20 protein-coding genes and 3 tRNA genes are annotated in these 23,893 nt (G+C 41.4%); 18 read left to right on the plus strand and 5 right to left on the minus strand.

The genetic code is table 11. From position 1 onward, the window contains the following. Positions 1–2: 2 nt before the first annotated feature. Positions 3–596: a TetR family transcriptional regulator gene (locus DWZ40_RS07145; protein ID WP_182431655.1), complete on the minus strand. Its 594-nt coding sequence runs from the start codon at positions 594–596 to the stop codon at positions 3–5. Positions 597–778: 182 nt separating this feature from the next. Between DWZ40_RS07145 and DWZ40_RS07150 the strand changes: the two genes are divergently transcribed. The 9 genes from DWZ40_RS07150 (at position 779) to DWZ40_RS07185 (ending at position 10,775) form a co-directional block, all read left to right on the plus strand. After that, on the plus strand, positions 779–1,636 hold the full coding sequence (locus DWZ40_RS07150) for a hypothetical protein (RefSeq protein ID WP_118542163.1): 858 nt from the start codon (positions 779–781) through the stop codon (positions 1,634–1,636). 38 nt (positions 1,637–1,674) lie between these two features. After that, a complete protein-coding gene (locus DWZ40_RS07155) occupies positions 1,675–3,933 on the plus strand; it encodes an MMPL family transporter (protein WP_118542165.1) in 2,259 nt (752 codons plus the stop codon). Between the two features lie 20 nt (positions 3,934–3,953). Continuing rightward, on the plus strand, positions 3,954–6,200 hold the full coding sequence (locus tag DWZ40_RS07160) for a hypothetical protein (protein WP_347560057.1): 2,247 nt from the start codon (positions 3,954–3,956) through the stop codon (positions 6,198–6,200). Between the two features lie 171 nt (positions 6,201–6,371). Continuing rightward, a complete protein-coding gene (locus tag DWZ40_RS07165; protein ID WP_118542167.1) occupies positions 6,372–7,001 on the plus strand; it encodes a cytidylate kinase-like family protein in 630 nt (209 codons plus the stop codon). Continuing rightward, positions 6,998–7,834, plus strand: a complete 837-nt coding sequence (locus tag DWZ40_RS07170) for a hypothetical protein (protein WP_118542169.1) — start codon at positions 6,998–7,000, stop codon at positions 7,832–7,834. Before DWZ40_RS07165 ends, DWZ40_RS07170 begins: the two co-directional genes overlap by 4 nt. Positions 7,835–8,010: 176 nt before the next feature. Next, positions 8,011–9,141 carry an ATP-binding protein gene (locus tag DWZ40_RS07175; RefSeq protein WP_118542171.1) on the plus strand — a complete coding sequence of 377 codons (1,131 nt, stop codon included), beginning with the start codon at positions 8,011–8,013 and terminating at the stop codon, positions 9,139–9,141. Positions 9,142–9,347: 206 nt separating this feature from the next. Further along, on the plus strand, positions 9,348–9,470 hold the full coding sequence (locus DWZ40_RS20300; RefSeq protein ID WP_279220639.1) for a hypothetical protein: 123 nt from the start codon (positions 9,348–9,350) through the stop codon (positions 9,468–9,470). Positions 9,471–9,553: 83 nt separating this feature from the next. Beyond that, positions 9,554–10,375 carry a HipA family kinase gene (locus DWZ40_RS07180; RefSeq protein ID WP_347560063.1) on the plus strand — a complete coding sequence of 274 codons (822 nt, stop codon included), beginning with the start codon at positions 9,554–9,556 and terminating at the stop codon, positions 10,373–10,375. 16 nt (positions 10,376–10,391) lie between these two features. After that, positions 10,392–10,775, plus strand: a complete 384-nt coding sequence (locus DWZ40_RS07185) for a DUF3037 domain-containing protein (protein ID WP_118542175.1) — start codon at positions 10,392–10,394, stop codon at positions 10,773–10,775. 86 nt (positions 10,776–10,861) lie between these two features. Here the strand turns inward: DWZ40_RS07185 and DWZ40_RS07190 are convergent, their stop codons facing one another. The 4 genes from DWZ40_RS07190 to DWZ40_RS07205 form a co-directional block, all read right to left on the minus strand. Beyond that, complete coding sequence (locus tag DWZ40_RS07190) at positions 10,862–11,149, minus strand: hypothetical protein (protein WP_118542177.1); 288 nt, start codon at positions 11,147–11,149, stop codon at positions 10,862–10,864. A gap of 234 nt (positions 11,150–11,383) precedes the next feature. Then, a complete protein-coding gene (locus tag DWZ40_RS07195; protein WP_118542179.1) occupies positions 11,384–14,533 on the minus strand; it encodes a DUF262 domain-containing protein in 3,150 nt (1,049 codons plus the stop codon). After that, positions 14,526–16,730 carry a hypothetical protein gene (locus DWZ40_RS07200; protein ID WP_118542181.1) on the minus strand — a complete coding sequence of 735 codons (2,205 nt, stop codon included), beginning with the start codon at positions 16,728–16,730 and terminating at the stop codon, positions 14,526–14,528. The genes DWZ40_RS07195 and DWZ40_RS07200 overlap by 8 nt, the downstream gene beginning before the upstream one ends. Further along, the gene (locus DWZ40_RS07205) at positions 16,727–18,328 is read right to left on the minus strand and encodes a hypothetical protein (RefSeq protein ID WP_118542183.1); all 1,602 of its coding nucleotides are present in this window, start codon (positions 18,326–18,328) and stop codon (positions 16,727–16,729) included. Before DWZ40_RS07205 ends, DWZ40_RS07200 begins: the two co-directional genes overlap by 4 nt. A gap of 160 nt (positions 18,329–18,488) precedes the next feature. On the opposite strand from DWZ40_RS07205, the gene DWZ40_RS07210 reads away from it, so the two are divergent. The 9 genes from DWZ40_RS07210 to DWZ40_RS07250 all read left to right on the plus strand — a co-directional run bounded on the left by DWZ40_RS07210 (position 18,489) and on the right by DWZ40_RS07250 (position 23,831). After that, a complete protein-coding gene (locus tag DWZ40_RS07210; RefSeq protein ID WP_118542185.1) occupies positions 18,489–19,127 on the plus strand; it encodes a GNAT family N-acetyltransferase in 639 nt (212 codons plus the stop codon). 161 nt (positions 19,128–19,288) lie between these two features. Continuing rightward, positions 19,289–20,014, plus strand: a complete 726-nt coding sequence (locus tag DWZ40_RS07215) for a hypothetical protein (RefSeq protein WP_118542187.1) — start codon at positions 19,289–19,291, stop codon at positions 20,012–20,014. Positions 20,015–20,068: 54 nt separating this feature from the next. Next, a complete protein-coding gene (locus DWZ40_RS07220; protein WP_118542189.1) occupies positions 20,069–20,854 on the plus strand; it encodes a tRNA(His) guanylyltransferase Thg1 family protein in 786 nt (261 codons plus the stop codon). A 52-nt stretch (positions 20,855–20,906) separates the two neighbouring features. Continuing rightward, positions 20,907–21,608: a hypothetical protein gene (locus DWZ40_RS07225; protein ID WP_118542191.1), complete on the plus strand. Its 702-nt coding sequence runs from the start codon at positions 20,907–20,909 to the stop codon at positions 21,606–21,608. 90 nt (positions 21,609–21,698) lie between these two features. After that, positions 21,699–21,771: transfer RNA gene (locus tag DWZ40_RS07230), tRNA-Lys, on the plus strand. Positions 21,772–21,956: 185 nt separating this feature from the next. Further along, complete coding sequence (locus tag DWZ40_RS07235) at positions 21,957–22,397, plus strand: hypothetical protein (protein ID WP_118542193.1); 441 nt, start codon at positions 21,957–21,959, stop codon at positions 22,395–22,397. 158 nt (positions 22,398–22,555) lie between these two features. Further along, positions 22,556–22,628, plus strand: a tRNA-Gln gene (locus DWZ40_RS07240). 186 nt (positions 22,629–22,814) lie between these two features. After that, on the plus strand, positions 22,815–23,597 hold the full coding sequence (locus tag DWZ40_RS07245) for a metallophosphoesterase (RefSeq protein ID WP_118542195.1): 783 nt from the start codon (positions 22,815–22,817) through the stop codon (positions 23,595–23,597). 163 nt (positions 23,598–23,760) lie between these two features. Then, positions 23,761–23,831 (plus strand) — tRNA-Gly (locus DWZ40_RS07250). Positions 23,832–23,893 lie beyond the last annotated feature (62 nt).

Here is a 23,893-nt window from a genome sequence, read left to right on the forward strand (position 1 = left end):
GCTCAGGACTCCGGCGGTGCAAAAAAGTCGCGTTCAATAAACAGGCATACACTGTCGACAAAGCTGTCCGGATCACAGGGCTCTTCCTGATCGAGATAGCATTGTACAATATTAAAATAGAAATCTGTCATCAGGCTGGTGAATATAGGGGCAGGAAGCTTCAAGCGGTAGCCCTTTTGTTCAGCAGCCTGAATTTTATCATTCATAATGCGGATGAGGCCGGTGCGGATGATGCGCATCAGGTCACCATCCTGATTGGCACGGTAGATTTTCTGGTACAGAATCCGATTCTCGCCGATAAGACGCAGCAGGATCAGCAGGAAATCCCGCACGGAAGAGCGGTTGATGAAATACATGACATCTTCATCCAGGCCAAGCTCATCTACCATGGAGCCAAGGCAGTAATGGAGCAGGTCATATTTATCCTCAAAATAGCGGTAAAACGTAGACCGGGAAATCAACGCGGTATTGCAGATGTCGGTCAGTGTGAGCTGTTCAAAGGGCAGGGCTGCAAGCTGGGAAAAGAGAGCACCCTTTAAAAGCGCATAGGTGCGGCGTGCGGTAATGCTGGTTTTCCGGGATGTAGACTGTGCCATGATAACCTCCGTGATTGATGAATTTGCGCATGAAAAACAGAATGGGTTCATAATGTATAATTCTGGACAAATCTAAAAAAGGTGTTTCATTATGAACATTCCAAATAAAACTGATACTTGTGTATTTTAACATATACATAGATAATAATGCAAGAAAATGAAGCGGAATTCAGGAGGTTTCTATGGATTATCGAGATAAATTGCACAAAAACAAGGGGTTCTTAACGACTCCTATAGGTGTCGCATTTTTGGCGGCAGGACTCATGCTGCTGTCTTACCCGGTGCCGGTGCTGGCGGCTGCTTCTACCATTGAGGCAGGAAGCGGTGCTGTGGCAGAGACAAAGCCGGCGTCTGTATATGGAACGACAACAGTAATCGATTCAGAAGAAACAGAAACGGCCCGGGCAAACTGGGTAAAGGAGGGGGACGACTGGTATTATCTCCTGCCAGATGGAAGCAGGAACCGGCAGGATATCCGGTTTGACAATGCCCTTTATAAATTTAACTGGAACGGCTCTTTAAAGACTGCCCAGTGGGTACCGAATACCGGCGGCGGTGCTTATCCGGTGTTCTGTTACGATGAGGAAACACAGTTCTTGTTCGATCAGCTAAATGACGAGAAGCGGGATCTGTATTTTGAGGAATACCCGGACCGGGAAGAAGACTACAGTGGTGATGAAAAGACGCAGTACGACCGTTATGCCGGATTCCTCATGGATGAAAAGCTGAATCAGGCAGCAGCTTACCGTCTGGAAGCGGCTCTGGTCAATGGCTACAGCGGTGATGCGATTCCTGGTGAGGGAACCTTAAAGAATTACCTGGAAAAAATTTCCTACCGGAAAAATTCCAGCTGCCGGGAACTGTATCTGCGGGGGCGGGAAGACGCAGACGATGCGTTTGATAAGCTCATCGGCAAGACCCAGGACAAATACGATTCGAATGGGAAACGGAAGGATTCCCTGGAGTATTACCGGCGCATTGGTATGGCTCATGCGGAGAAAGACGGAGAGCAGTACTTCATGGTGATTTTGATGCGGTAGTACAAAAAACAAAAAGGAAAGAGGAGTAGTGTTTCGATATGGAAGACAAAAAATCCCTGCGAGATAAGATAAAAGAACATCTGCCCCACAAAAAAGGAGCAGAAAAGAAAAAGCAGAGCAGTTCGGCGGATACCGGTTTTACCATCCGTCTGGCGCGTTTCATCATAGAAAAACGAGCCTGGATCGAATCGGTATTTATTGCAGGATGTATTTTCTGTGCAGTTGCAATGCTGTTTGTGAATGTCAACTATGACCTGACAAAATACGTTCCGTCCACGGCGCAGTCCAGCATTGGTCTGGATGTAATGAAAAAGGAATTTGGTTACCCTGGCACGGCGCGTGTCATGTTGGAAGATGTAAGCCTGTACGAGGCGAAGCAATATAAAGATAAGATACAGGCGATCGACGGTGTGGATCAGGTCCTCTGGTGCGACACCACGGTGGATATTTACGCCGGAGAAGATTTCATCAACATGGATGACATCAAGGATTACTACAAAGACGGCTGTGCGGTGATGGATATCACGTTCGACGAGGAATCGGATTCCGCGAGAACCGAGGCGGCGATCGATGAGATGAAAGCCATCACGGGAGACAAAGGCCGTTATGTCGGTATGGCAGTGCAGAACAAATCCCTGATCCAGACGACCCATGAGGAGATGAACAAGATCCTGGTGGTTGCAGTCATCATGATTTTTGTTGTGCTGTGTCTGGCAACAACGGCATGGACCGAGCCGATCCTGTTCCTTCTGGTTATGGGCGTGGCGGTTCTCCTGAATAAAGGAACCAACATTTTCTTGGGAACCATCTCGTTTTTGACGGATAATGTTGCGATCATCCTGCAGCTGGCAACCTCCATGGACTATTCCATCTTCCTTTTGGACGCTTATATGAACTGGCGTGATACCGGACTTTCTGAGGAAGAGGCAATTGTCAAGGCGGTAGAAGAAGCCATCAACTCCATTTTCGCCAGCAGCTTAACAACGGTCGTTGGTTTCCTGGCTCTGGTAACCATGAAGTTCAACATCGGTTTCGATATGGGACTGGTTCTGGCGAAAGGTATCATCTTCAGCCTTCTGACTGTGGTACTTTTCATGCCGGCCATGATCCTGAAATTTACCAAATGGAACGATAAGACCAAGCACCGCTCCTTCTTCCCGGATTTCACGAGACTGGGAAAAGGCGTGTTCCACATCCGTTATCTGGTGCTCGCCATTGTACTTCTTGTAACACCGCCTGCGTATGTAGCGCAGCAAATGAACAATTTCCAGTACGGAAACAGTGCAGTAGGAGGAGCGCCCGGAACCCAGGTTTACGCCGATGATCAGGAGATCACCCAGAAATTTGGCCGGAGCAACATGCTGCTTCTCATCTATCCGAATACGGATCCGGTAGCGGAAAAGAAGTTATCGGATGACTTGGAAGATCTTCCATATGTAAAGAGCGTGACTTCTATGGCGAATACCTTGCCGGAGGGTATCCCGGAGGATTTCCTTCCAGATTCTACGGTGAGTATGCTCCATACCAAAGATACAGCGCGGATGCTGTTGTACATAAGGACGAAAGGTGAGAGCGATAAGTCTTTTGAATATACCGACGAGATCCGGAATCTTATGAAACAGTATTATCCGGACAATTCCTATGTGGTCGGCGAGACTCCGTCTACCCAGGATATCAAGTCAACCATCACCGATGATAATGCGCGTGTAAATGTTCTGACGCTGCTTGGCGTGTTCCTGGTTGTTATGTGCAGCTTCAAGTCCATGCTGATCCCGATTGTCGTTATGATCCCGATTGAAGTTGCGATTTTCATCAATATGGCAATCCCGTATGTGCAGGGCGTGGATATGATCTATATGGGCTACATCATCGTCAGCAGTATCCAGATGGGTGCGACCGTAGACTACTCGATCCTTTTAACGAATAACTACATTGCGAAGCGTGCGACCCTTCCGAAGAAGGAGGCGTGCATCGAGGCCGTGACCCGGTCCTGCTCCTCCATCTTCACATCCGGCGGCATCATCACCCTGGCGGGCTACATTGTATACCTGATCTCCACGACGGCAGCCATCGGTGATCTGGGTCATCTGATCGGACGAGGCGGATTCTTAAGTCTGGTTCTGGTGCTGACCCTGCTTCCGGCACTTCTGGTGCTGACCGACGGACTGGTCATCGAAAAGAAGTGGAAAGGATCCAGGAGAAAACTCAGAGAGCGTTATGTGACCAGAAAACAGCAGTTCCACAAGCGGGCAGAGCAGATCCGAACCAGACTGGAAGAACACAGAAGAGATCACTAACAGGCGGCTGGAAGCCCAAAATGGAACGAACTGGGCCGAGAAGCAGAAAAGATGAGGTAGCTGCCAGTGTGCAGAACAACGAAAAGGTGTGCTGCCAGAGCAAAAAACAGGAAAGACGAGAGTGGCAGCAGGAGGAAAATGTCATGAAGAAGAAATATTATAGATTGGGTGTCATGGGACTGGCGGCAGTCATGACCTGCACTGGTACCGTTTTGCCGGTGCTGGCGGGTCAGGCGTCCGTGGCAGTCGATGAGAGCATGTATGTAAACCTGGATTACTACGGAAACGTGGACAAAGTCAATGTGGTAAAAGGCTGCGACTTGAATGGTCAAACCACGATCACCGATTATGGAGATTATAAGACGGTGACAAATATGTCCGATTACACGGAGCCGGTCATCGAAGGAAATAAAGTAACCTGGAATGTTCCGTCAGACCACAAGGGACGCTTCTATTATAAGGGCGAAATGGATGCGAAAAAGGTAGCTCTTCCGTGGAACTTTGATGTCTCTTACAAATTAAACGGCGTGCCGAAAAATGCCGATGAGTTGGCGGGAGCATCCGGACTCATTGAGATTCACGTCGATGCGAAGTTCAACGACAGCGCTGATGTGAATGAATATTATAAGAACAACATGGTTTTGGCGGTAGCCGTGCTGGTAGATTTAAATGACTGCTACAGCGTGGAGGCAGACGGGGCACAGAAGCAGACCATTGGCGGTCAGAGCGCCGTTGTCTTTACCGCGCTTCCGGGTGAGGACGGAGACTACACCGTGCGCATTGGTACGGACAGCTTTGAGACGAGTGGTGTTTTCATGGCTATGACTCCGTTAACCGGCAGTGACTTAGAGCATGTGACGGATTTAAAGGAAGCAAAGGATACCTGGAAGGAAAGCGGCGACCAGATGCACGACAGCATGCAGCAGATGGCACTTTCCATCGAGGCGATGCGGGACGGTGTCAACGCTCTGCAAAACGGCATGAACTCCGCAGAGAGTGCGAGACAGACCTGGAGCGGTGCGAAAGACAGTATCCTGGCAGGCAACGACCGGGCGCTGGAAACCCTGAGCGCAGTATCCGACCAGCTCGAAGCCATGATCCCGCATATTGAGACTGCAAAGGATGCAGCGGATACGGCACACGACAGCCTGGGCGATATCGTAGCAACCGTGCGGGAAATGCAGGATCCGTTAAACAAGCTCCACAGCGCGTTAAAGGGCATTAAGAGTGGTTCCGAGGATATGGCGGGTCAGGTTTCTCCGCTGAACCAGCTGATGCAGCAGATCATTGCGCTGGATGCGAAGCTGCAGGCGAGTGAACAGATTTATGTAACTGCTGCTCTGCCTGGGTTGCTGACTAGCACGCAAGATCTGGAAGATGATTATTACATAGATGATGACTGGATCGTGAATGACGGCTGGGGCACGGATGAGGTTTATCTGCAGAATGACATGCAGGCAACGGAGAGTGACGCAGATGACGATGATGCAGGAATTGCCACTTATGCAGCGGGTGCCGGTGCATCTGCGGCTGCAGCATCGGGCGTTATGATGAATACAGAACGGCTGATCGAAAAGTTGCAGGAAAAGGCCCAGCTGTTGCAGACCTTATCCGCAGCCAGCAACAAACTGGCATCCGAACTTTCCAGTCTGCTGGACGATGTTTCTGACGCAGCAAAATACACCTCTGAGCTGACCGACAATCTGGAAATGCTCACCGAGGATACCGCAGCTCTGTACGATTCCATGGACAGCTATTACCCGGATCTGCAGGCAGCCCTGGACGATTCCGAGGAGCTGTTAAATCGCACCACGGAAGCGTTAAACACCGGAATCAGCACTGCGGCCATTGTGCAGAATACCCTGAAAAACAGCAGTGACAATCTGGATGCAGCCACCCGCGACAGCATCCGCGGCACTCTGGAACTTCTGGATAAGAGCTTAAGCGTACTGGACAGCACCGCTTCCATCCGCCATACAGGCGTGACCATGAAAGAGGCAATCGACAAAGAATGGGATGACTTAGACGGCGATACCCGTTTCCTGAATATGGATCCGAACGCAGAAAAGGTATCCTTTACATCCGATGAAAACGAAGAGCCGCAGTCTGTGCAGATCATCCTGCGCACCGCGGAGATCAGCCTGGATGACGACGATGAACTGCTGGATGCGGAGAGCGAGGCAGCAAGCGAAAGTCCGTTAAAGCGGATCTGGAACGTACTCGTGAAAATGTGGAAAGCATTTGTGGAGATTATCAAGAACCGGTAGGAAGAGATAAAATGGCATTCCAAATGAATACAGTGGAAACGCGGCTGGCTGGCGATGTGTGGACAGGAATGGGAAAGCAAAGCCACAAAAGCAGCTGCGCGAAAGCAAACGTGCGGGAACAGGAATGCATCGACAAAAAATGCGAAATGTTGGACAGGGGGAACACTACATATGAAAGAAAATAAAATCATCACGATCGGCCGACAGATCGGAAGCGGCGGCAGTCAGATCGGCATGGAAGTGGCAAAGCGTCTGGGCATTAAATGTTACGATAAACAGCTCATTGAACTGGCCTGCAGTTACGGAGAACTGGACCAGAAGGTGCTGGAGGAAGCGGAAGAGAAACGCCCAAATCCGTTTCTCTATTCCGTACCGCGTCAGATGCAGAACGATAAGACCGGCCGCGGCATTGCCATTAACGATATGGTATTTAATGTGCAGTCGGAGGTGATCCGGCAGTTGGCGGCAAAAGAATCCTGCGTGCTGATTGGACGCTGTGCTGATTATGTGCTGCGCGAACAGCCGGGAGTAACGTCTGTATTTATCTATGCAGATATGAATGACCGGATCTGCCGGCTCATGGAAGCCCGTAAGATTACCCGCGATGAAGCAATCACCCTGATCAAAAAGACCGACAAGAGCCGGAGAAATTATTATGAGTGCTATACCGGAAAGCGCTGGGGAGCCGGAGCCAGCTACGATGTGACGCTCAACAGTGCGGAGCTCGGGTTCGATACCTGCGTGGATCTGATCTGCCATCTCTATGAGCGGAAACAGGAAGGGGAGACCGAAAAATCATGAAACATACAGTAAAACGTCTTTTTACAGGTGTGCTGATAAGTGCCATGGCTGTGCTTCTTTCCATCGGGGCAGCAGGCACCATGTATGCAGCATCCGATAAGAGCAAGGTAGGAAAGATCAGCCTGGTGTTCGACTCAGACCTGGGAATCGGGGTGGACGGAAAAGAACTTTCCGTTACCTGCGACGGCGCGAATACAGACCGTTACTACATCAGCGATGTGGATGTGGTCAATACCGACACCGACGATTTCAGCGACAGCAACCCGCCGGAAATCGAAGTCACCCTGTTTGTGGAAGATGAAGATCAGTGGTATTTTGCCAGCTCTTCCTCGGATGCATTCCGCTTAAGCCTTGCACCGTCTTCCAAGTCCCACTACGATAAGGTGGAGTTTGTCAGTGCAAAGCGGACGGAAAAGAATGCCATGCTGACGTTGCGTGTCCGGCTGATCTATGACAAAAAATCAAAGATTGACCGGCGTCCGGCAATTTCCCTGGCACAGAGCGATGCCTCTTCTTCGGCAGGTTTTGGCTGGGACAGCGCCCATCCTGGGACAGCATCCTGGAATGCGGAAAGTTCCGCTCGGTATTACCAGATCCAGCTGATGCGAAATGGCATCGACACCGGCATCATGCGCTCCGTTTACAAGACCAGTTATGACTTTTCCAGCCAGATGACGGAACCGGGAGACTACACCTTCCGCGTCCGCACCGTGCGCCAGTCCAGCCACAACAAGAGCGAGTGGGTGACCTCGGAGGTATGGACTGTGGCAGCGCAGGAGCAGGCGGAAGAAAACAGCCAGAATGTGGTTGTGGCAGGAAATAGTGGAAACTGAGTGCTGCAATTGCAAAATCTGCAAACAGAAAACCATGGATCAAGAAAGATAAATATTGAGTTTTGTGCACGTTTCCTGTATGATGGATATGCGCAAATCAGAGCAGACGGCTGCAGCGCAGGCGTCTGTTTTTGCATGATAAGAATTTGGATTTACCATCACACAGGAGCGAAATTATGAACGAGATCACAATAGAAGAATTTGACGCGCTGGACCCGGCTTCCTACCTGCTCTACGACATCCGCAGCACGGAAGAAATCAATCACGGTGCCATTAAGGGAGCCATTGCCAGCTCCGCAGAAGAGCTGGAAGAAAACCCGCCGGAAGAAAAGAATAAAAAGATCATCATCTGCTGCAGCCGCGGCCGTGTCAGCCGTGATGTAGCAGAGAATCTCTGCGAGCAGGGCTACGACGCAGTCAGCTTAAAGGGCGGCTACATTACCTGGCTCATGGCCGAGATCAAAAAGCAGGAAGCAGACGAGATCTGCGACTCCGTGGAAAAGAGCCTGCGTAAGAAATTCCACAAAAACATTTTCAGTAAATTTGCGAAAGCTATCAACCAGTATGAACTGGTGAAAGAAGGCGACCGCATTGCCGTCTGCATTTCCGGAGGCAAGGACTCCATGCTGATGGCAAAGCTGTTCCAGGAATTAAAGAAACACAACAAGTTCCCGTTTGAAGTAAAATTCCTGGTTATGGATCCGGGCTACAGCCCGGAAAACCGCCAGGTCATCGAGGAGAATGCCAGAAAGTTAAAGATTCCGATTGAGATCTTTGAGTCCGACATTTTCGATGCGGTCTATACCATCGAGAAATCCCCGTGTTATCTCTGCGCCCGCATGAGACGCGGTCATCTCTACACGTTCGCGAAGCAGCTGGGCTGCAACAAGATCGCGCTGGGACACCACTATGACGATGTCATCGAGACCATTCTTATGGGCATGCTTTACGGTGCCCAGGTCCAGACCATGATGCCGAAGCTTCACAGCACCAACTTTGAGGGCATGGAGCTCATCCGCCCGCTGTATCTGGTGCGCGAGGACGACATTAAGGCGTGGCGCGATTACAATAACCTGCACTTTATCCAGTGCGCCTGCAAGTTCACCGACACCTGCACCACCTGCAACAACGAAGAAAACCAGTCCAAGCGTGTGGAGATCAAAGAGCTGATCCGCACCCTGAAACAGAAGAACCCATTCGTGGAGAGCAACATCTTCAAGAGCGTGGAGAATGTCAATCTGGATACCGTGGTAGCGTACAAAAAAGGCGGAGTACGGCATCATTTTCTGGATGATTATGACGCGTAGGTTTCTGCACGGAAACAGGATTTTTACAGGGATATTTACAGGATTTATTCGCAGGAAAGTCCCGGAAGTTCTCTTTACTTGAAAAACAAGCTGTGCTATACTTAACTTAATTGTTGATAAATGAGCAGGTATTTTAAATGGATTTTTGCCTGTATCTGTGAAGCATTGAACAGATACAAGTCAAGTAAGAATGGAGGCGTTTTCAAATGGATATCATGATTTTTCTTGGATGCATTCTTTTGCTGGTGTTGTTCGTGGTAGTATCCGTGGTAGCCAGCATGCTGGGCATCATCGGCAGTGTTGTGGCAGAAGAGGATGACGAGGAATAAATTTCATAAGGACAACAAAAAGCAGCACTTGAAATATAAAAAACGAGTGATGCTTTTTGTTTGTTGGAAAGAGCTCCATGAATATGTATGGTTACGAGGAGGTGATATTTATTAACGAGCCTAGAATTAGTCAATTATGCTATAATATGAAGATTGGTTCTACAGAACCTAAATTCGCAATTTTGGATGATGGGAGACAGGTTATCACTAAATTATATAATGGACCGGAAGGTACTTTGGTACTTTTTAATGAGTATTTATGCTATCGTTTGGCTATTTTGCTAGATATTCCTATGCCCAGATCAGGAATCTGTATTTTAGATAGCTCATCGGAAATTCAAGAGGATGAACTTGCAAGTACACGAAATTATGGTAAAGCCTTTTTTTCAGAATATATGCCTAAAGTAACAAAGTTGCTTTCTCCTATTATAGGTAAGATGAAAAATAAAGAAGACTTTGTGAAAATTCTTTTGTTTGACCATATTATTTTTAATACGGATAGAAATCCAGGTAATCTTTTGGTTAGATTCTGCAAAGATGATGTTTCGCTCAAAGTCATAGATCATACACATGTTTTTATTAATCAGACTTTTTGGGATGCGAACTGCCTGAAAAGAGCAATGGAAGAAAATGACTTGCTAGATACAAAGGTACTTGAGTATAATTCTTATCTTTATGAAATGTTTTTTCATAATTTTTCAATTACCAGGGAAATGTTGGAAAGGGAAAGCATCGTCTTTAAAAATAAAATTAGCCGTGATATAATAACGGAGTTTATCAGCATTATTCCAGACGAATGGAAACCAACACAAAAAGACTTGGATGAACTTGTAAACTATATTCTATACAGAGTCGATAATTTGGATGTGATAGTATCCACGATTCTAACATACAATAACAGGTAAGGAAGGAGGAAATATTATGTACCACATTGAATATGCGGCATTGAATTATTATCATTCACCTATTTCTGATGAGTGCTTATGTATAGGTGTATTATTTCACAATGTAACAACAGGACAACGTGATTTCAAATATATCTCCAATTTCCAGCGCTTTCAAGCCTTTGACGATGAGGCCGATGTAGATTTTGTTAAGCTTTATTTAAGAGGAATTAAAGAAGAAATAGAAAACTCTGCTTTTGATAAAGAATTTGATCTTGCCTCATATATTAGGGTATATGCAAATGAGTTTAGATTCTCATCGGTAAGAACACTTTCTGTTAATGAGACTGAGAACTATGTTGAAGATTTGTCAAAAATATATTTGAAATATGATTTGGCTGATTATTCCGGGGCTATCTGAGCCGCTTGTCCGGAGACGGACTATATTGGGAGTCACCATTCCGGATAATTGCGGAAGAACCAGCCGCATCATAATATTCAAAAAATTCATACATTTTCCCATCTATGTGAAAGCGCCATATAATTTCCGCTTTCGTCAATGCCGCCGATTTTCAAGCTTGTTTCATATCGAATTCTTTCTTTTTCAAGTACAATATCTAATTTTTCCTTTTCTTCTTCAGTCATTGGTCTCCAATTCTGACTTGCATGTATTTGCTCACGTCGATTGAATTGTCGAAACTCTTCTTCCATTGCCCATCTATCATAATCTGAAAATGCTTTATATTCGGCATAAGTGATTTTTTTATATTCAGCCAACCATTTCTTAAGTTTCATTATACTCCCTCTCCTTCTTGTAAGAACGGGAATCTTACAGATATTTTCCAGTTTGAAATTCGATATCACCATGAATCCATTTCTATACCTTCTTTATCAGTTCGAGCCTACCAATTGATTACCAAGAAAAATATTATAGGAATAATATATCATGTTGCTGACTTCTCAGTCTGACCAACGACGGATTTTCCTTGTTCATAAGATCAGCAGCAATTTACTCGCTTGTTGCGAAAGCTATATGCTCTTTGTATTTACATATTTTAAAGCAGAACCTCTAAATAGGTAAGCGCTATTTTTAGCTAAAGAATTATACAAGACTCGATCTGTTGAAAACCAGAAATATTCAAACTCGTCTTTATCATAATGATCTTTAAAGTATTTGATAGAATCTTCTAATAGGAGTAATCTGCTGAAGTCGCCGTTTTCATAACGAATTCCGTTTTCAACAAGTGCAAAATACAATTTATTTTCTTTTGACAAATTAGCTTCTTTCGCTTTTTCACAAAGAAATTGTAGTCTCAAAATTTCGATTTCTTTTCTGTTTTCTTTGTCAGTTATGTCATTAATATTTTCTAAATAGTATGCTGGAATTTCTTTTTCAGGTATCTTATCAAAGCTCTTTTCCTTATTGTGATATCCACCATATATATATACTTTTTTATTAGAAAGATCCGAATATAAATAAGCGTCATTTTTTACCGAATTTGGATCAATTTTGCTAAGAAATATATCTTGAATTATTTGATCATTATCATATATTTTTCTTAAACTAGATACAGCTGCGTATTTAGCGTATTTATAATAATGTTTTAAATGCTCTCTGCCATTTTGCGATAGTGACCAGATAAAACGATTAATATAAGCAGCTTCTTTTTCTGATAAAAGTTCTTCTTTTTTTAGTTTGCCGGTTGCTTTAGCAATAAAAATTTTAGGTATTTTTCCATTGGAGCTGGTTCGAATAAAATAATCGTCTTCTTCACTCAGCTGAAAATCCAAGGAAGATTCTTTGGGGCTATTAGGTGCCTCACAAACTGCATCCATGATAGAAGACAGTTTATCCACATCCTCGTTTGACAAATGTTCTATATATTTTAATTTAGAAACAAGCTCACTTTTTGACGGGATTTCATCAAAAATTAAATTTACTCCAGAGTCATTATTAACTTTGGGTTTCATTATAAAGCGGCACACATGCTCGATAAATCGAATTTCTAGTACTTCTTCTTCATCCTGGGGAACGTCAGTGCTCTCATCTGTTTCGACATCGTTGACGTTTAAATTGTTTTTTCTATAGTTATAAAAGAAATCCAGCCATACATTTTCTATTTTTTTTACGATATCTTCTTTTCCTAACTGAGATAATTTATCACATAGTATTGTTTTATATATTTCATATTTTTCAAGCGGAACACCACCGTTAATATCCATAAAAAATTGTTCTGCACCAGATACGTTATTAACAAGTTTTACTTTAAAGTAAACTTTGTTTTTTATATAATCAGCAAACTCTGTTTTCTTTTCTTTGGGTATAGCATTTTCTCCCAAAACATCCTTAAGATGATCAACAGCTGCTTGGGCGTACAGACTTCCACCGGATAAAGGTGTTTGGCTATTTTGCTTTGAATCTCTTCCAATAAAATCATAGCCTTTCATATTATTATTACCGAGACAAAATTGCAGTATATTGTAGAGCGTAAAGGATCTTTGCTGGCCGTCAAAAATATAGATATCGTTGTTATCTTTTGATACGGCGATTACGATTGTGCTGATTGTTAAGTTTTCCTGGTTGTTTGAAAATCCCTCAAGTAAAAAAGCTAAAAAATCATTTTTGCCGGTAATTTTTGCGCCCATACAGTAGTCTCTTTGGATTACTGGAATTTTGATATTATATTCGAATAATTTTCCGACAGAAATGGTATCTGTTCCCGAATTGAAGCAATCTAATGATCCGCCAAAATCTATATTTTCACAATCGTTTAAATTGATTATGGGTGGAATTGATATATTAATATTTAAATCCTTTCGATGTTCGGATTCATAGCGATCAATAATATATCTTCCGCATTCATTGATATCTTCAATTGTTTCATCCATAGACATCTGAGGAAGTTCAATTTTATCATTACTTTTGCTGTCTGCCTGCTTATTTATTTTATCATTAACATTAGAGTAAACGAAGGCTTCTAAATATTGATTTGCTAATCGTTGTGAATCCAGTTTCAGATAACGGATTAAAACACTGTCGATGTTACTATATTTCTGAATTTCTTTTGCAAGGTTTTTTACATCTGGTTCCAGGTCAAAGTTGCTGATTCCATCAAATACTTCCCGAATAAATGATTTTTTCGTTGTCGTCTGGTAATTGTCTATTTGCTTGAATGAGTGAAATTCATTTTGCGTCAGTTCGTCTTTTAATTCATCTAATAATTTATTAACATAGGCAAGTTTTTGCAGCATGTTTATCCAATAATTCAGCTCTTCAGGGATTTCGCCAGAATAATAATTCTCAGATTTTACTTTCAATAAACTTCCAAACAAAATATTTATATGAGATTCGTTCCATTTTTCTGGATCAATGATTATTTCGGGTTTTGATAATAGCTCGTAAATGCTTTTATAGACAGCATTGTCAGTGTGGCCACTATCATGGGTCCAGTATAATTTATTTTGAATATTATTGTATAAAAGCGCAATGGCTGTCTTGTATGAATGATTACTTAAATTTTTAGCAAGAATAGGAGTATACTTATCGCTCATCAAGTCTTCTTTATAAAATGAGTTAAGTGAAATTAAATTTGCCCGGATATGATCACTTACTGAAAATGCTGTTTTATAGGCATTTAAATTCATGAATTCTTGAATAGGCAGTTCGTTGGTTTGGTTGTAAAGTAATTCTATATGACCCAGAATAAAATCTTTTAAAGCCACCTTTTCTTTTGTAGACATGGTGTTTAAGGAAATTTTTGTCTCAATGGCCACTCTGTTACGAACTATTCGGTCGACATCGGGGCAGATTCCCTCATTTTTGGTAAATCCTTTGATTGCATTGAGTCGCTTATTATCATAGTTATCTCTTTCAAAATGCAATGATATTGACTCATCGTTATTGTCTAATAAATATAATATAATAGACAATGTAATAAAACGCTGTTGTCCATCGATGATGTAATATCTATTATCATTTGTTCCTTTGTCTTTATACAGAGTAATTAAGCCTAAAGATTTGTTGCCGTTGGGATTATCTTTGTGGCATTTATAAATGTCCTCTGCCAATTTTTGAGCTTGTGCCGAGTTCCATTTATAAGTTCTTTGATACAGAGGAATCAAAAACTCGTTATTTTCTATGATTTCGCCTAATTTTCTAACACTGCTGTTATTACTCATTTGCGTTTTCCTTCCAATTACAATTAATATAATTTTTTAAATTAGTATAGAGGTCTTTATCATTGAGTCCGGAATATGGCTTAGATTCTTCCAAAGAGGCTCTTTCATCTTTTATATTAGAATAATCAATGAGTTTTTGAATTGTTTTTAAAATTTCCCATATGGAATGAGTAGGATTTTTATTTACAATATCTATTTTTTCTTTTAGCTCTTTTAGAGCTTTCAAATCGTCTTGGTTGGGCTGTCTAGTTCCATCAATTGTAGTATCATTGGAATTTTCAATAAAATTAAGTGTACAAGGAATGATTATCTCTTTATTCATATTCATTTTAAGAGATATTATTTTAAGAAATATTGTTTTCAGAATCACGCCTTCTATAGCATTCAAAGTATATTTGGCTGAAGGGGCTGGTAAATCGGTAAACAAAATTTCTCCATCTGAGATAGATGCCACGTTTTCTTTTATAAAAGATTTTTGTTCCTTTAAAAAATATTTTAGAAATCCTTCCAAACTAGCTGAAGTATCGCCATCTCTTCCTTTTGCAAATCTGCTAATATCCAGGGATAATTTGATAGGTCCTTTTATGCTGTTATTTTCTATCAGCATGTATTGTGTAAATGCCGGAATAGAATATACTTTATTATCATAGAGGACATAATTGATTGGCTGTTTTTCATATATACGCAATGACCAGTCCTCACGCTTACTATCAAAGTATTTGAATAAGCATTGTCCAAAATTTTTACCTGTGGAATAAAAATCTGCAATGCTATTATCATCTTTATCAATAGTGGTTCCGGAGATATGATCACATATTTTTTTGATTATAACTTCAACTGTATTTTCTCCATTGAATTCTATCTTTCTGGTACTTGTTATGTTGTCATTAAATCTGAAAAACGTTTCTTTTTTGGGCAAAAAATCGATTAAAAACTTAAACCGGATACCAGTATACACACATTGATGAATATTATCGTTAAACATAAAATATTTCATCGAAAGTCCAAAATCTTCTGCAGCCATATCGGCCCAGTTTTGCTTTACCTGATACTCTTTAGGCCACTGTTCTTTTGACCAGATACAATTTTCACCGTTATAGTAGTTATTTGCCAAATAAATTCCTAGATTACAAAACCTGGTGTAATATATGTATGCTTTTAATCGAATGAGTGATAAATTTACCTCCGTCTTATCGAAATCAACTCCAAATAGGGTGTTATCCTTAGTGGGAGATACAGTATTTTTGAATATAGTGTTTTTTATTTTCCAAAGTGCCTCTGTTATTTCATAAACAGATTTTCTGTCACAGGTATAAACAAAAAACAACTCATCAAAAAAGCTTTTTAGATCCATATTGCTTTCATTTTTTAATAGCTCGTAAAATTTTCCAAATACATGTTTTTTGCTAAAAGAAAATATGATATCTTCGTAATTCAGACAAGTTTTTTCAACACTAGTTCCTGCGGTCATTTCAAAAGTAATAGGGATGTCATGACCATTTTCGTGCTTTGTGCATAGTTGTCTGATCAGTTCAACTGTTTTTCGATCATTTTCATGTTCAAACGAAGACAGATGACCATGAGGAAAATTTTGACCATAATTTGAAACATGGTACAAATAGATATTGTCGTAAACTGTAGGTTTGAGGTTTTTAATTTTGTTTTTGGCTTCATCAGAACTCAGGATGGGGGTCAAATCGATACATAGACCTATCCCTTTATTTTTTAACATTTCAGTATCTATTGTAGAACAAGATTCTATAGTTTCCATAAATGCAATACGAACCTTAGACTGTAAGTTGGACTTTTCGATAATGTCAAAATTTTCATCGTTATCGTTAGGATGAAGGATTACAATGATTGCTTTGTCGGCATGATTTTTTTCATTGAATTCTGAGTCACTGGTATTTGCTGCATACTGCTTTTTATACAGAGCACCTGCAAGCGTGAGCACATCTTTGGTATTACAGGACTTTGAACAATATATTGCTGCAATTACTGTTTGGCTCTTTTCTAGTTTATTGCTTAATGTGTTGAGACAACTCTCTTCATTTTTTTTAATCGTGGATAAATCATCTTCTGTTAAACAAAGTTCAAGTTCTTTCAATCTATTTGAAATATCCCGGTAATAGTAAAACGGACTTTCATCTGTTTCACGGATTATATCTTGATAAGATACTTTCTTTAAAAATCTCATAGTTTATCCTTCACTTCTTTGATAGAAAAATATTCCGCAGCCTCTTTTTTGAGATCATCTGGAATAAAACACTGGTAAAGAGTTTTATCAAGTTTGATCGTGAGATGATTTTTCTGTGCATCTGTTAAAAACAGGTACAGGGAAAACAAGGTCATCAATTCTTCGAAACGTTCGGTTACTGCATGGACGCTCACAAGCCAATAGGCGGCTTCCAGGCAGGACAGGACATGGCTTTCTAACTGTGCAATATTCATTTTTTCAATATCCGGGGTCAATGCCTGACACTCGGAATCTTCACCAAACAGACTGGAAAAAGGAATAAACTGATTATTTGAAAAAATCGATTCCTTTAACTCCCGCTCATCGTAATCTGTTATGGATATGGTAGCAAAAATATTTCTGATATCAGATACAAAATGCAGTTCATAGAGAGTTTCTGGCAGTTCTTGTTCGGAATGTTCCTTCGTTGGAACGCTTGCACGGGTTGCCAGATTTAACAGTGCAAGGAACCGCTCATCGCCAGGTTTTCGTATGGTGGCATATTTGAGCAAATTCTTTTTGATTTCTTCAAAGAATTCAAACCCTTCATCGGATCCATCATAGGAGTGGCATGTGAGGTAAGAAAGATAAAAAGCATCATCCGGCTTCATGGAAAGGAACGTGCGGTAAAGTTCCAGATACAGAGGGGTGTGTTCCTGAAGTTTCATTTCATAAAGCATGCCATGAATTTTATAAAGCACCGGGTTGAGCAGGATGTTTCCATACATTTCTGCTTCCATAAATTTCTCTGGTGCGACTTCCTCATAGGGCAGATAACCTTTGGATGCCTGCATTGCCTTGCGGTGCAGCAGGGCAGGACGACGAATCAAACGAATATACTGTTCCATCCATGGATCGGAAGTCAGTGTGTCAATTTCTTTGTTATCTGCATTTTCTATGCCGTTTTTCTTTTTGAAATCTTTTTTGGTGTCATCACTAAGGGCATCTTTCCAGAAAAATACTTTTTTTCCAATATTTTCCTTCCATATATAATCTGTTTTGGGATTAAGGAATTCTCTATTGATGATATTATCATCCAAATAATCTTCATATTTAAAAATCTGCAGCATATAGAGCAGAGGAAGGTCTAACAGAGCAGAAGCACGAAGAACAACAGGATACCATTTTTTCATTTCTGCTTCTTCTTTGCTGTCCGTATAAGGTTTAGAAGAACGATCATCTTTTTCAGCAACATTTTTAGTCGATTCTTTATGACGATACATCCCCCTTAATCTACTGAGAGAGCGTTCGGACAGAAAACTTTGCTGCATGTATGTACTGAGATTCTGATCCTTGGATTCACTGTTGTATTTGAAGTCTTTCCAAAATTTTGCCGTATTCAGAGTTGGGTCCATTGCCTGGTCAAATTCTTTTTCTAATGTTTCCAGAGAAGGAAGTAATTTTGTTAAAGTTTTTAATTTGCGATAGTTGAGTTGATAATGTTGGGAATCAGTCTGAGTGTTATCTGCATTCGCGTGGGTCTTGCGATAGAACTCACGATAACGTAGTTCAGCTTCGATTAGTCTGCTGCAGCGATAGTTATAGAGCATATAATGCATAAAACGCCTCCAATTTGTACAAATGTGGTTGTAAAGTGTGGGATTGGCATTGGAAGTAAAGGTTATTTTTCATTATAATAGAGCCATGAACGTTAGAAAACGTAATGTTATTTACCTTCTATTTTAATAAGCGGTGAAGAAAAGTCAAGAGGTGAAGTACATGAAGAAAAATATGTTTACACAACATCTCATCTTGCGTCCGAGCAACCAGGAGCGGGACGGAGAAATCTTTTTCCAGATGCTTCTGGATGCCGGAAATGAAGATTTTCGCATGTTTACCGGTGTGAATGCCTATGGGAGTTTTTTGTTTGGTTTCAGAGCGTATTTTAAACATTTTGGGGAATACCTGTATGCGTTATTTCCCAAAAATGAACCGGACAAATTTATCGGCTATGCTGGGTTTCACAAAGACTGGGATTTCTCAGATTATGAGAATCGGTTTGAGGTTGAATTTTATGTTGCAGAGAATTATAGAAATGCAGGCTATGCAACAGAGGCAATGACTATGTTATTAAAGAAATTTTTCGATGGAGAACTCATCGAGAATTGTGATAAAAACAGTGCACTGCGTGCAAAGGCGCTTTCCAGAAATAAAGCATCCATCCGGGTTTTAGAAAAGCTTGGGTTCGAAAAATGGAGTGAGTCAGAAGCTGCCTTTGTAAGTGATTTTATAGATTGGAATGACAAAGCAGCTCTTGAAGAGCCTGTGTCCGAATTCTGGTGTTTTGCACCAATTTGTACAAATGAAACGATTGTGCCGGAAATTGGCAGTATCGGTAAAGCGCAAAATTTTTTATAATGTGCATCAGAAAAGAGAAATCCATAAATTGCATCCGGCAGAGCCGGAAAACAATAGGAAGGAGATGTTCAATCAGAAACACGTGTTGAAATTCCTATGAGAAAGAGAAAATTCGTGTGAATTAGAAGCAAAGAAAATGGATGAGAATAGGAGAAAGACAGATGAACGAAAGAAAACTGGTTTACAGAGCAGAAGGAAATGGTTGGTTTCATGTGAGAATTTCGCTATCCAAAGAGGAGTGCATCTGGTTAAAGTTGGAGTATCCGATTGAGGTGGATGTGTATGTCTTCGAGGCAGCGGAAAGTGCGGACTGGGAAAAAGAAATGCGGAAAGAAATCCAAGATGCTTTGTATCAAACCTACGATTTTTGGTTTGAAAAAATTCCATGGACCTGGGATTTGGAACCCGAAGAAAATAGGATACTGTTTCGGAATGATGGCAATGGGGAATACCACATTAGAATTATGATGTCAGAAGAACAATGTGCAGAAAGGAAGTTGGAGTATCCGATCGAGGTGGATGTGTTTGTCGCTGAACGGGTTGGAACTCCAATCTGGGAAGAAAAAATCAGAGAACAGATCGAGGATGCTGTGTTTCAAACCATTCTTCCGGAAAATGTAGAGATCTTTCATGGTGATGTCTTCGATCAAATCTTGGAAGAAGTAGTATGGACGTGGAATCTTGAGGAAGAAAAAAATATTTCTGCAGATCGAGATCCATTTTCTGATCAAAACAGAGATCGAACATTAAATGCCTATCGCTTGTTAATTGCTTCCATGATAGCGGATGGAAAGAAAGAAGAAATTCGTAAGATGTTCCATGATGGAGACTATGCGCAAAAACTCTTTGAAATGTATCATATTCCAAATTCACCCTATACACTTTAAAAGGCTGGTCTGTTGGAAAACAAAAATTTTATACGACAATAGGAGAAGCAATTTATGACATTTCGCGACGATTTAGGAAACCGTATGAAGAACAATTATGAAGTGATTCCCAAAACGAAGCTGATGCGCCGCACGCCGGTGGCAATCCGGATCGATGGTAAAGCATTCCACACCTATACGCGTGGAATGCAAAAACCATTTGACTACATATTGATGGAAAGCATGCACAAAACGATGCTATATCTCTGCGAAAATATACAAGGCTGCGTGTTAGGGTACACGCAGTCAGATGAGATTACATTATTGCTGATCGATTATAAAAAATTCACCTCAGATGCGTGGTTCGATTACGAGGTCCAGAAGGTTTGTTCCATTGCAGCCAGCATGGCAACTATGGCATTCAACCAGTATTTTGCAGAAGGTGTAAAGCAGTGTCTATCGGATGATGCGTCATATCTGGCTGCATTGCAGAAAGCAGTTGAAAAAGGTGCTATGTTTGATGCCCGCTGCTTCAACATTCCGAAGGAGGAATGCTGCAACCTGATTTACTGGAGACAGCTGGATGCTGCCCGCAATTCCATTCAGATGGTTGGACAGGCTAACTTCTCCCATAAGCAGCTGCATGGCAAATCCTGTAATCAGATTCAGGATATGCTGATGCAGGAAAAAGGAATTAACTGGAATGACCTGGATACTTATTTAAAACGTGGATGTTGCTGTATCCGGAATGAGAATGCGGAGGAAGGAAGACCCAACTGGATCATCGACAAGGAGCCGCCAATGTTCAAGGGCGATGGCCGGGAGTACATTGAGCGACTGATTTTTGTCGGGGAAGAATAGAGAAAATAGAGAGTATGTATTTAGGAATTTTAATTTAGAGGAGGAATAAAAAATGCGAGAAATATTAGTAATCAAAGCGTTGCAGGAGCGAGATCTCATTCGGGACAGAATTCATGAAAAGCTTGAAAAGATGCATTTTCTGGACTATAAGAAGAAGTGCGAAGAACGCACAGCCGGAATGCTGATGGAAGAGACTGCATTTTGCGAGATGGTAAAATCTGGTTTTCAAAGTATCCAGGATCTCATTCACAATTACGATGAGATTGATGCCGCAATCGTGGCCAGCAATGCAAATACGATGGTGAAAACCAAATATGGCGAGTATACAGTGGCGGCAGCCATCGCGTTAAAACAGCGTCTGAAAATTTCAGGCGGGAAGGAAATGCCGCGGTCACTTTTGTCTATGGATAAAAACATGATGGCGAAGCGCGATTTTGAATCGGAAATGATTCTTGCAATGCAGAATCAGATGGTAGATGTCATGGAAAAACTGAAGACGTCACAGGCGGCATTGGAGGCATCTGCAGAGCAGATGCGCAATAACATTCTGGGCGGCGAAAAGACCAAGAAGGATTCTGCATCCATTGCAGTTGTCGATGAGTATCTGAAGGCAAACCAGTATAAGCTTGTAGATCCGCTGGATCTTTCTAGGAAGCTTACGCAGTTAAAAGCGGATCGTGAAGACTTACTCAATGAGCTTGACACGGCCATTAAGATCTCCAATGCGACGACTACGATTACAGTAAGCTTCTAATCCATGTGTCTGTACAGCGAAAATCTTCAGACTTTAGCCGCCCTGCTGCGGGCTTAATGCAGCCAATGATGAAAATAGGATTGCAAATCCCATATGGTAGCTCAACTGGGTAGAGCCCTCGACATTTAATCGAGTTGCGCAGGTTCGATTCCTGTCCATATAAACTGATTTTTGTTTCCTTTTTGATCTTTTGTGAATGATGTTTTTTGCTTTTTTCTGTCTGATAGAAATGATGTTTCTTTTGCGATTTTTGGTAAAAATCCAGGAGAACGGTTATGAGCATGGCTAAACTGGCTTGAGGTAATCCGCCTGGCAGCTGTGCAGGCATAGATGTTATAAGGGAGTAATATGTCAAAGAGATGGAGTAAATTACAAAAGCGATTATATAATTTGATGGATCCTAAAATAAATTTTCAAATTCATTGTGCATTATATGAAATGAATAGTAATGATGGATATCATGGTAATAAGTTACCCCGATATTTTATTACCATAGGCAAGAAGATCGTATTTGATTATCCAAAAGATTTTGATACAAACAAGTCATATGAGTCAACAGCATATCCCTGGCTTACGGATATGAGTGAAATATCAGACGTGATTGAGGAATATATCCAATGTCCGGAATCAGGAATCCTTCATGATTTTGAAGATGATAAATGGGAAATCACAGAAATCCTCAGGGTGTGTGACAGAAGGATTGGAAAACGGAGACTACGGGAATTAGAGAACACAATTACGAATGAGGTTTTACTTGAAATCATAGAAAGAAGGATTCATACAGGATAAATAAGCTATGGGAATATGTTTTCGAAAAGAAAATTAGAAAATTATTCCGGCTGTTTTTTGTAAATGTTCGGTTTCTGATATGACTGTGCAGCGAAAATCTTTCACTTTAGCCGCTCCTGGCTGCGGAGCATAATGCAGCCTAAAATGAAAAGAGATTCGATATGGTAAAGCTCAAAGGTAGAGCGCTTGATTTTGGATCAAGAAGTCACAGGTTCGATTCCTGTCCATACAGAAAAAAAGATGGATTTTTCTTTTTTGTTTCTGTTTGATGAAAAGTTTTTTTCTGATTGCAAGACTTTTTCCTTTGATCTTTTTTCCTTATGCTTTCTGGTAAAAATCCGGGAGAACGGTTATGAGCATGGCTAAACTGGCTTTAGATTTTCCACTCGGCTGCTGTACAGTCGTAACTATAAAAAAATGGAGATTAGAGAAATTATGTCTATTTATATCACCGGAGATACACACGGGAATTTTGAACGCTTTTTGGATCCGAGATTTGTGAAGTCTATGGATGTAGATAAATGTGACTACATGATTGTGACGGGGGACTTTGGCGGATTGTTCTATGGAACACAGGCGGAAGACGCATTATTGGATTTTTTGGAAGATTATGTGCCGTTTACCCTTCTTTTTGTAGATGGAAATCATGAAAATTTTGATCTTTTGAAAAACTATCCCGTCGAAACATGGCATCAGGGAAAAGTACACTTCATTCGTCCGCACATTATTCATTTGATGCGCGGTAACTGCTATATGATTGAAAATCGTACTTTTTTTGTAATGGGAGGCGCACGGTCCGTTGATGTTACGGATGGGATTTTTGAATTGGATGATTCCAGGCGTCTTGAAAAAATTGCGAAGTTAGAAGCAGAAGGAAAATATTGGTATCGAACAAAGGGACTGGACTGGTTTGAGGAAGAACTTCCATCAGATGACGAACTGCAAGCTGGTTTGGAAGTGTTAAAATCTCATGAAAATAGGGTAGATTATATTCTGACACATGCAGCTCCCTCTATGGTAGCCCAATATTTTTCAGCGGGCAAATTTGATAAGGATAAATTGACAGAGTATTTTGAAAAACTTAGAAAACAAGTGGAATTTCGCACCTGGTATTGCGGTCATTATCATGTGGATGAAGAATTTATTTTGGAAGGGAAAGCATATCAGATCTTGTATCATCAAATTGTGAAAATCTGTTAGGATAACAAAGTAGAAAGTTTCGAGGAGAACAATATCAGATGATATATTATACAAGTGATCTTCATTTTGGCCATAAGAATGTACTGAATCGAGATATGCTAAAAAAGCCTCTTTACTTTTCAAAAAGTTCGAACTATAATAAATCTTGTTCTAAATAGTTCGTGCAGGCGTAGTTCATTGGTAGAACATCAGCTTCCCAAGCTGAGGAGGCGGGTTCGATTCCCGTCGCCTGCTTCTTTCATTTTTTGCCGGAGCCTTATTTTATAAGGATCTCCGGCTTTTTCTATGTGGTTATG

This window comes from Clostridium sp. AF32-12BH, from assembly GCF_003477935.1.
Lineage (GTDB): Bacteria > Bacillota > Clostridia > Lachnospirales > Lachnospiraceae > Brotaphodocola.

Bases quoted from the DNA above. Each gene is read 5' to 3' on its own strand.
- DWZ40_RS07155 (WP_118542165.1), top strand. From the start codon at position 1,675: ATGGAAGACAAAAAATCCCTGCGAGATAAGATAAAAGAACATCTGCCC.
- DWZ40_RS07160 (WP_347560057.1), top strand. From the start codon at position 3,954: ATGGAACGAACTGGGCCGAGAAGCAGAAAAGATGAGGTAGCTGCCAGT.
- DWZ40_RS07150 (WP_118542163.1), top strand. From the start codon at position 779: ATGGATTATCGAGATAAATTGCACAAAAACAAGGGGTTCTTAACGACT.
- DWZ40_RS07200 (WP_118542181.1), bottom strand. From the start codon at position 16,730: ATGAGATTTTTAAAGAAAGTATCTTATCAAGATATAATCCGTGAAACA.
- DWZ40_RS07215 (WP_118542187.1), top strand. From the start codon at position 19,289: ATGAACGAAAGAAAACTGGTTTACAGAGCAGAAGGAAATGGTTGGTTT.
- DWZ40_RS07245 (WP_118542195.1), top strand. From the start codon at position 22,815: ATGGAGATTAGAGAAATTATGTCTATTTATATCACCGGAGATACACAC.
- DWZ40_RS07190 (WP_118542177.1), bottom strand. From the start codon at position 11,149: ATGAAACTTAAGAAATGGTTGGCTGAATATAAAAAAATCACTTATGCC.
- DWZ40_RS07170 (WP_118542169.1), top strand. From the start codon at position 6,998: ATGAAACATACAGTAAAACGTCTTTTTACAGGTGTGCTGATAAGTGCC.
- DWZ40_RS07205 (WP_118542183.1), bottom strand. From the start codon at position 18,328: ATGCATTATATGCTCTATAACTATCGCTGCAGCAGACTAATCGAAGCT.
- DWZ40_RS07175 (WP_118542171.1), top strand. From the start codon at position 8,011: ATGAACGAGATCACAATAGAAGAATTTGACGCGCTGGACCCGGCTTCC.
- DWZ40_RS07145 (WP_182431655.1), bottom strand. From the start codon at position 596: ATGGCACAGTCTACATCCCGGAAAACCAGCATTACCGCACGCCGCACC.
- DWZ40_RS07195 (WP_118542179.1), bottom strand. From the start codon at position 14,533: ATGAGTAATAACAGCAGTGTTAGAAAATTAGGCGAAATCATAGAAAAT.
- DWZ40_RS07225 (WP_118542191.1), top strand. From the start codon at position 20,907: ATGCGAGAAATATTAGTAATCAAAGCGTTGCAGGAGCGAGATCTCATT.
- DWZ40_RS07210 (WP_118542185.1), top strand. From the start codon at position 18,489: ATGAAGAAAAATATGTTTACACAACATCTCATCTTGCGTCCGAGCAAC.
- DWZ40_RS07180 (WP_347560063.1), top strand. From the start codon at position 9,554: ATGTATGGTTACGAGGAGGTGATATTTATTAACGAGCCTAGAATTAGT.
- DWZ40_RS07220 (WP_118542189.1), top strand. From the start codon at position 20,069: ATGACATTTCGCGACGATTTAGGAAACCGTATGAAGAACAATTATGAA.
- DWZ40_RS07185 (WP_118542175.1), top strand. From the start codon at position 10,392: ATGTACCACATTGAATATGCGGCATTGAATTATTATCATTCACCTATT.
- DWZ40_RS20300 (WP_279220639.1), top strand. From the start codon at position 9,348: ATGGATATCATGATTTTTCTTGGATGCATTCTTTTGCTGGTGTTGTTC.
- DWZ40_RS07235 (WP_118542193.1), top strand. From the start codon at position 21,957: ATGTCAAAGAGATGGAGTAAATTACAAAAGCGATTATATAATTTGATG.
- DWZ40_RS07165 (WP_118542167.1), top strand. From the start codon at position 6,372: ATGAAAGAAAATAAAATCATCACGATCGGCCGACAGATCGGAAGCGGC.